The sequence below is a fragment of the Ideonella lacteola genome (assembly GCF_038066555.1).
GTDB lineage: Bacteria > Pseudomonadota > Gammaproteobacteria > Burkholderiales > Burkholderiaceae_C > Ideonella > Ideonella lacteola.
In genome coordinates, this window is the sequence record NZ_JBBUTG010000011.1 from 242,555 (window position 1) to 248,648 (window position 6,094).

The window sequence follows — 6,094 nt, forward strand, 5'->3', positions numbered from 1 at the left end:
GCTACACGAGTTCCGGGCTGCGAACCGCCACCAGCACCACCTCGCCTCGGTCTTCCCGCGGACGGTGACGCAGCCACCACACACCCCCCTTGCGGATGGACCATGGCAAGAGCAGGTCGGCCTCTGCTCCCAACAGGCGAGCGCCGGTCATCAAATAGGCTGCGGCCAGGCCCAACGTCGGTTGGTGCCCCACCACCAGCACCGGCTCGCGCGCGTCGGGCCAGCGCACGGCGGCCAGCAAGGCCTCTACCGAACTTTCCGGCGACAAGGCATCGCTGACCTTGAATTTGCGCTCCAGCGCCTCGGCCGTCTGCCGAGCCCGCAACGCCGGGCTGCTGAGCACCTTGGTCGAATGGGGCAGCACCTGGTTGAGCCAGTCGGCTACCCTGCGGGCATGGCGCTCGCCTTTGCCGGTCAAGCCGCGGGACGGGTCGTCTACGCCATCGGCCAGCTCTTCAGCTTCGGCGTGGCGCCAGAGGATCAAATCCATGGCACTGTCGCTCGCAGCCTCACTGCGCCGCCTCGCCGCCGGGCAACGGCGGTGCGAACCGCTTCATCAGCGCCTGCTGCGCGCTCGCGCCGCCCTGCGCGGGCACATAGCGACCATCTGGCTGCAGCAACCAGGCGTCTCGGCCGTCGTAGAGATAGGGGACAAGGCATTCGTCGATCACGCGCTGGCGCAACTTCGGGTCTCGCACCGGCCACGCGAGCTCGATGCGGCGGAACATGTTGCGGCCCATCCAGTCGGCGCTCGACAGGTACAAGGCTTCTTCGTCGTCGGCATCACCCCATCGGAAGTACAGGATGCGCGAGTGCTCGAGAAAGCGTCCGATCACCGAGCGGACGCGGATGTGGTCCGTCTGCCCGGCGATGCCAGGCGGGAGCATGCAGGCCCCACGCACCACCAAGTCGACCTGAGCGCCGGCGCGGCCGGCCTCGATCAGCGCGTGGATCATCGCCGGCTCGGTCAAGGCGTTGCACTTGACGACGATGCGCGCGGCACGCCCGGCCCGCGCCGCCTCGGTCACCTGCGCGACGTGCTTCACCAGGCGGCGGTGCAACACGAAGGGCGCGGTCAACAGATGACGCGGCGGCTTCACCCGCGTGAGGCTCGCAATCTGCTGGAAGACACCGTCAGCGTCGGCGGCGATGCCCGGATCGGACGTGAGATAGCCAATGTCGGTGTACAGGCGCGCCGTCTTCGGGTTGTAGTTGCCGGTCGACAGATGCACATAGCGCCGCAGGTGGGTGACACCACGCGGGTTGGTTTCGCGCCGTGTCACGAGCAGCAGCTTGGCATGGGTTTTCAGGCCGACGATGCCGTAGACCACCTGGGCACCGACGGCTTCAAGGCGCTCTGCCCAGTTGATGTTGGCCTCTTCGTCGAACCGCGCTTTCAGCTCGACCACCACCATCACCTCTTTGCCACGGCGCGCCGCCTCGATCAGCAAGTCCATCAGCACCGACTTTTCGCCCGTGCGATAGACCGTCTGTCGAATGGCCAACACATCGGGGTCGTGCACCGCCTGGCGCAGGAACTCGACCACCGGCTCGAAGCTCTCGAACGGGTGGTGCAGCAGCACGTCCTGCTCGCGCAGCGTCTCGAAGAACGATCGGTGGCGGGGCAGCCGGCCTTCGGGCCAGGCCGGCTCGTGGGGAGCGAAACGCAGGGCGGCATCCCCGGCCAGGTCGTCGGCCTGGTCGATGAGCTGGTTCAGTCGCACCAGGTTCACCGGGCCGTTGACCCGGTACAGCGCGGCCTCCGGCAGACCGAATTGCTCCAGCAGAAAGCGCCACAGTTGCTCGGGACAACTGCTCACCACTTCGAGCCGGATGGCCAAGCCGAAGTGCCGTGTCGTCAGGCCGGTGCGCAGCGCCTGGCGCAGGTTGGTGACATCGTCTTCGTCTACTTCGAGATCGGAATCACGGGTGACGCGGAACTGTGAAAACGATTCGACCTCGCGGCCGGGAAACAGCTCTTGCAGGTGGGCGCGGATCACACTGGACAGCAGCACAAAGCCCTGCTGGCCCGCGCGACAAACGTGGTCGGGCAGGCGGATGACCCGCGGCAACACCCGGGGCACCTTGACGATGGCGATCTGGCTTTCGCGGCCGAAGGCGTCACGCCCACCCAGCCGGACGATGAAGTTCAGCGACTTGTTGGCCACCTGCGGGAAGGGGTGTGCCGGGTCGAGCCCCACGGGGATCAGCAGCGGCCGAACCTCACGCTCGAAGAAGCCGGCCACCCATTGGCGCTGGGCGTCGTTGCGGTCTTCGTGGTTGATCACCTCGATGCCGTGGCGGGCCAGGGCGGGCATCACCTCGTCGTTGAAGACCGCGTACTGCTCATCAATCAGGGCATGCGCGCGCGACGCCACGGCGGCGAGATCCGTGCGCGATGCATCACCAGGCGCGGCCCGGGCGGCTTCGAGGGTGTCGGCAAAGCGCACCTCGAAAAACTCATCCAGGTTCGACGAAACAATGGTGACGTAGCGCAGCCGCTCCAGCAAGGGCACGTCGTCGCGCCGCGCCTGGGCCAGCACGCGGCGATTGAATTCGAGAATCGCCTGCTCGCGGTTCAGCAGGGCCGGGCTGCCGGCGGCACCGGGCGCCGGCCCATCCACGGGCGCCGTGCTGGGGAGAAAGTCACTCATGGCTGCAGTTTATGAATCTGTTGTGACACTGGCATGACCTTTTCGGCCCCCTGGCCCAGGGCCACAGGCCGGCCGCCCCCTCGAGCCGGCCGGTCGTCATGAGGTTTCCCAGACGGGCGAACGCGCCACCGCGGGTTCGGGCGGCAGGACGCCCGGCAGCGTCGCCGGCGCGGCGGCGGCCCGCGCCAGTGAAGTCTGCGTCCAGTCGATCAGTTCCAGGCGACCGTCGGCGTGCTCTGCCAAGGCGGTCAGGCTTTCGACCCAATCGCCATCGTTGGCATACAGCACCCCATCGATCTCGCGCATCTCGGCGTGGTGGATGTGGCCACAGACCACGCCGTGCACGCCGCGCCGGCGCGCTTCCTTGGCCACGGCGTTCTCAAAGTCGCTCACGTAGCTGACGGCGCGCTTGACCTTGAGCTTGAGGTATTTGGACAGGCTCCAATACGGCAACCCCATCCGGCCGCGCAGCCGATTGAGGTGCCGGTTCAACTTCAGGGTGAATTCGTAGAGTGAATCGCCCACGTAGGCCAGCCACTTCGCGCACTGGATGACCCCATCAAAGAGATCGCCATGGGTCACCCACAGCCGGCGGCCATCCGCTGTCTCGTGCACGCAGTCTTCGACCACCTCGACCCCGCCGAAGCTGTGGCCCAGGTACTTGCGCGCGAACTCATCGTGATTGCCCGGGACGAACACCACGCGAGTGCCCTTGCGCACCTTGCGCAGAAGCTTCTGCACCACATCGTTGTGGGCCTGCGGCCAGTACCAGCCGCGGCGCAATTGCCACCCGTCGATGATGTCGCCGACCAGATAGAGCGTGTCGCACTCGGTCTCGCGCAAGAAGTCGAGCAGGGCCGCCGCCTGGCATCCCGGCGTACCGAGATGGATGTCCGAGATCCACAGCGTCCGAAAGCGCAGGGGCGCTGTAGCGGGCGGAGCAAGCGGCAGGTCGAGGGCGGCGGTCTGCATGCTTGCATGCTGCAAATCCGCGATGACGCGCCCGTGAAATGGTCATGAACTTTCAATGACCCCACACTTTGTTGAGGGCGGACTCTTCCAGATCTTCAGCAACGTTCATTCACCCTCCCCCCACATCTTGTGACAGGGCCATGACGTCGCCATCATGCGAGCCACGCGGCCGAAAGCGGTTGCGCCAAATCGCCCATCAGGAGATCCAGCTTGAATTCGAACCCTATTCGTCGCGTGGCCCTCGCCTGCGCCGCCCTGTTCAGTGTCGCCATCGCCCCGATGGCGCAGGCTGGCGTGGCCGAGCACCCCGGTGCCGTGGCCCGCGCCCTCTCTCATCTGCAGCAAGACGCCCGCGAAGCCGCAGGCCACGGCTTCGAAGCGCGTGATGCGATCGTCGACGCCGATGGCACCGAACACGTCCGCTTCGCACGCCGCTTCCAGGGCCTGCGCGTGATCGGTGGCGATGTCGTGGTGCACTCGGGTGCCAACGGTGCCCTGCGTGGCCTGTCGCGCACGCTGGCCCATGCGCCGGCTCTGTCGATCCAGCCGAAGCTGAAGGCGGCCGACGCTGAAGTGCAAGGCCTGGGCGCCGCCCGCGTGGCCACTGGCGCCACCGTGACGAGCGAGTTGGTCGTGTACGCCCGCGGCAAGAAGCCCGCGCTGGCGTGGGACGTGCTGTACGTGGGCCAAGGCCACGACGGCGTGCCGACCGAGAAGCACGTGATCGTTCATGCCCACACCGGCCAGGTGCTCGACAGCTACGACGACATCATGCACGCCGCCGCCGTCGGCACCGGCAACAGCCTGTTCCTCGGCTCGATCAATGTCGACACCGACTCGCAAGACGCTGGCGGCTTCGCGCTGCGCGACACCACCCGTGGCAACCACGCGGTGTTTGACCTGAAGGGCAAGTTCAGCGGCGCGGGCACGCTGTTCACCGATGCCGACAACACCTGGGGTGATGGCACGAAGAACGACCGCGCCACCGTCGCCGTCGACGCGGCCGCCGGCCACGCCTTCACCTGGGACTACTACCTGAACGTGCACGGCCGCCGCGGCATCGCCGATGACGGCAAGGGTGCGACCTCGAAGGTGCACCAGTCGCTGTTCGGCCTGCCCTGGGTCAATGCCTCGTGGAGCGACAGCTGCTTCTGCATGAGCTACGGCGACGGTGATGCCAGCAACTGGCCGCTGGTCGCGGTGGACGTGGCGGGCCACGAAATGAGCCACGGCGTGACCTCGCGCACCGCGAACCTGACGTACTCGGGTGAGTCGGGCGGCCTGAACGAATCCACCTCGGACATCTTCGGCTCGATGGTGGAGTTCTACGCCAAGAACCCGGCCGAGACGCCCGACTACCTGATCGGTGAGCGCCTGTCGCGCACCGGCGCGGGCCCGCTGCGCACGATGGTCCAACCCAGCATCGATGGCGTCTCGGCCGACTGCTGGTACGACGGCGTGGGCAGCCTGGACGTGCACTACTCGTCAGGCGTCGGCAACCACTTCTTCTTCATGCTGGCTGAAGGCTCGCAGTCGGCGACGTTCGGCGCCAGCAAGACCTGCCAGGAGGGCGACACCCGCGTCGCCACCGGCAGCGCCGTGGTCAAGGGTGTGGGCCGTGCCAAGGCCGAGAAGATCTGGTATCGCGCCCTGTCGGTCTACATGACCTCGAACACCGACTACCACGGTGCTCGCGACGCGACGCTGAAGGCCGCTGCCGACCTGTACGGTGGCGTGGGCTCGAAGGTCTACAAGAAGGTCGACGCCGCCTGGGCTGCTGTCAACGTCAAGTAACTCACTTCCGATTGCTCCGGAAGTCTTTCAGAGCCACCCACGCGGGTGGCTCTTTTTTTGCCCTTCAAGTGATGGCGCGATGACTCAGTAGCGCATCACGGGCCGCAAGCGGCGCTGACTCACTCGCCGAGGTAAGCGGCGCGGACCTTGGGGTCGTTGAGCAGCTGCTGGGCGGGGCCGCTCATGGTGACTTCGCCGGACTCCATCACGTAGCCGCGGTTGGCCAGCGACAACGCGCGCGAGGCGTTCTGCTCGACCAGCAGGATGGTCGTGCCCTGCTTGTGGATGGTGTCGACCACCTCGAAGATCTTGTCCACCATGATCGGCGACAGCCCCATCGAGGGCTCGTCCAGCAGCAGCACCTTGGGCCGCGCCATCAGCGCCCGGCCCATCGCCAGCATCTGCTGCTCGCCGCCCGACATCGTGCCGGCCAGCTGCAGCGCACGCTCTTTCAGCCGCGGGAAGATCGCGAACACCTTGTCGATGTCCGCCGCGATCTCCGCCTTGTCGTTGCGGCTGTAGGCGCCCATCTGAAGGTTCTCGGTGATCGTCATTCGGGTGAAGGTGCCTCGGCCCTCGGGCACCATCACCAGCCCCTGGCGTGCCAGATCCCAGGCGCCTTGGCCCTTGATCGGCTTGCCCATGTATTCGACCGCCCCGGCGGCGATCGGCTG

Annotated in this window: 5 protein-coding genes; 1 reads left to right on the plus strand and 4 read right to left on the minus strand. The window is 66.7% G+C overall.

Annotated features, from left to right (window positions below; translation table 11 throughout):
- Position 1: 1 nt before the first annotated feature.
- The 3 genes from AACH06_RS18040 to AACH06_RS18050 form a co-directional block, all read right to left on the minus strand.
- Positions 2-490, minus strand: a complete 489-nt coding sequence (locus AACH06_RS18040; protein WP_341427140.1) for a SixA phosphatase family protein — start codon at positions 488-490, stop codon at positions 2-4.
- A gap of 19 nt (positions 491-509) precedes the next feature.
- Entirely contained in the window at positions 510-2,654 is a 2,145-nt protein-coding gene (gene ppk1 / locus AACH06_RS18045) for a polyphosphate kinase 1 (RefSeq protein ID WP_341427141.1), read from the minus strand.
- Between the two features lie 96 nt (positions 2,655-2,750).
- Complete coding sequence (locus AACH06_RS18050) at positions 2,751-3,626, minus strand: UDP-2,3-diacylglucosamine diphosphatase (RefSeq protein ID WP_341427142.1); 876 nt, start codon at positions 3,624-3,626, stop codon at positions 2,751-2,753.
- A gap of 210 nt (positions 3,627-3,836) precedes the next feature.
- On the opposite strand from AACH06_RS18050, the gene AACH06_RS18055 reads away from it, so the two are divergent.
- Complete coding sequence (locus AACH06_RS18055) at positions 3,837-5,420, plus strand: M4 family metallopeptidase (protein WP_341427143.1); 1,584 nt, start codon at positions 3,837-3,839, stop codon at positions 5,418-5,420.
- A gap of 119 nt (positions 5,421-5,539) precedes the next feature.
- Here AACH06_RS18055 and AACH06_RS18060 read toward each other — a convergent pair.
- Positions 5,540-6,094, minus strand: a 555-nt coding sequence (locus tag AACH06_RS18060) for an ABC transporter ATP-binding protein (protein ID WP_341427144.1), incomplete at its 5' end; no start/stop codon positions are given.